This is a genomic window from Achromobacter sp. Marseille-Q0513 (assembly GCF_018195695.1).
Classification (GTDB): Bacteria; Pseudomonadota; Gammaproteobacteria; order Burkholderiales; family Burkholderiaceae_B; genus Achromobacter.
Genome location: NZ_JAGTJY010000131.1, coordinates 15,271 through 17,244 on the forward strand (window position 1 = coordinate 15,271; position 1,974 = coordinate 17,244).

At 69.1% G+C, this 1,974-nt stretch carries 3 protein-coding genes; all 3 read left to right on the forward strand.

Annotation, left to right across the window (positions count from 1 at the left end):
- Positions 1 to 166 precede the first annotated feature (166 nt).
- Entirely contained in the window at positions 167 to 799 is a 633-nt protein-coding gene (gene mog / locus KDH83_RS21990; protein WP_212319816.1) for a molybdopterin adenylyltransferase, read from the forward strand.
- Between the two features lie 61 nt (positions 800 to 860).
- Positions 861 to 1,199, forward strand: a complete 339-nt coding sequence (locus tag KDH83_RS21995; protein WP_212319818.1) for a hypothetical protein — start codon at positions 861 to 863, stop codon at positions 1,197 to 1,199.
- Between the two features lie 5 nt (positions 1,200 to 1,204).
- Positions 1,205 to 1,974: peptidoglycan DD-metalloendopeptidase family protein (locus KDH83_RS22000; protein WP_212319822.1), on the forward strand; the 770-nt coding region annotated here is incomplete at its 3' end.

Here is a 1,974-nt window from a genome sequence, read left to right on the forward strand (position 1 = left end):
GTGGCGGATGAGTGAGGATCGGGGACTTGCCCCGGATGGGGCGGCACAGGCCCCGGCCAGGGCGCGGGCCGGGGGCGGAAGAGGGCGAGGCCACCGGGGTGCCGGCGCCGCCGGCGGAACCGCGGGGCCGGCCCCCCCCAGTTCCTCCATCCCCCCCCATCCCGCCATGAACGCCTCCGCCCGCTTAGTCCGCAGCCACCCTGACGAATTGCTCATCGGCCTGGTATCCGTGTCCGACCGCGCCTCCGCGGGCGCCTACCAGGACCAGGGCCTGCCCGCGCTGCGGGAATGGCTGGGGACGGCGCTGGCCTCGCCCTGGCAGGCGGTGGACCGGCTGATCCCGGATGAGCGCGCAGGCATTACCCGGACCCTGATCGAGCTGGTCGACGATTGCGGCTGCGATCTCGTGCTGACCACGGGCGGCACCGGCCCGGCCCGGCGCGATGTGACGCCCGAGGCCACCCTGGACGCCGGCACCCGCGAAATGCCGGGCTTCGGCGAGCAGATGCGCCAGATCAGCCTGCGTTTCGTGCCCACTGCCATCCTCTCTCGTCAGGTCGCGGTGATCCGGGAGACGGCCGAACACGCCGCCCTGATCGTCAACCTGCCGGGTCAGCCCAAGTCCATCCGCGAAACGCTGGAGGGCCTGAAGGGCGATGATGGGGCATCACTGGTGCCGGGCATCTTTGCAGCCATTCCATATTGCATCGATCTGATCGGCGGTCCCTACGCCGAGACCCGGCCCGAGGTGATCGCGGCCTTCCGCCCGAAATCGGCGCGCCGCGCGCCGCAGGCCTGAGTGGCCGCTGCGGTATAGTTTTTTCCTTGCCCATCAACCCCGTCTTGAGATGCCCGCCGACATGAAGGTCCGCCTCGCCCTGTCCCTTACGATTCTCGCCGCGTTGTCGGCCTGCGCCAATGTCAAGGACGTGCGCAGCCGCGATCCTGTCTTCTATGGTTCCACCCAGCGCAGCGCCGAGGATTACACCGCCTGCGTGGCGAGCGCCTGGAAGGCGCAGGGCATCAAGTTCGAGCAGAAGGCCGTGCGCAACGGCTTCGAACTTGTGCAAAGCGATAGCCTGGGCGTGGAGGCGGTGCTGACCACCACGCATTGGAAGGGCAAGACCGAGACCCGCCTGTCCACCCGCATCAACCGCCGCGATCAGACCATGATCGAGCCGGCCAACCTGTGCCTGTGATCATGATGGGCACGCGCCGCGATGTGCTGCGGCTGGGCGTGGCCGCGGCGGCCCTGTTCGCCGCCGCGCCGTTGCGCGCGCAGCAACAGCAGGGTTTCATTTCCCGCAAGCTCAACGCCCCGGTGCCGGGCGGCGTGGCCGTGCTGGCGCTGGGCGATGGCCCGACGGCGCCGGAGGTCACGTTCCTGGAACGGCGCACGCTGGTCGTGCGCGAGGAAGGGCGCCAGTGGATCGCCGTGGTGGGCATTCCCCTGTCGGCCAAGGCGGGCGAGCAGCGGGTGTCGATCAGCGACGCCAAGGGCGCGCGCGAGCTGGCTTTCACGGTCCGGCCGAAGGAATACGCCGCGCAGCGCATCACGCTCAAGAACCCGCGCCAGGTCAATCCCAGCGACGAGGACATGAAGCGCATCGAGCGCGAAATGGCAGAGCAGAGCGCGGCCAATCGAAGCTATCGCGCTGGCGTGACGCCCAGCAACCTGATTCTGGACCGTCCGGTGCAGGGCGGCCGCCTGTCGAGCCCCTTCGGCCTGCGGCGCATCTTCAACGGCGAGGAGCGCAATCCGCATTCCGGGCTGGATTTCGCGGTGCCTGCCGGCACGCCGATCAAGGCGCCGGCCGCTGGCGTGGTGACGCTGGTGGGGGATTATTTCTTCAATGGCAAGACCGTGTTCCTGGACCACGGCCAGGGCATGGTCAGCATGTTCTGCCACATGTCGGCCATCGACGTGAAGGTGGGGGACGAGGTGCCGCGTGGCGGGGTGGTGGGCAAGGTGGG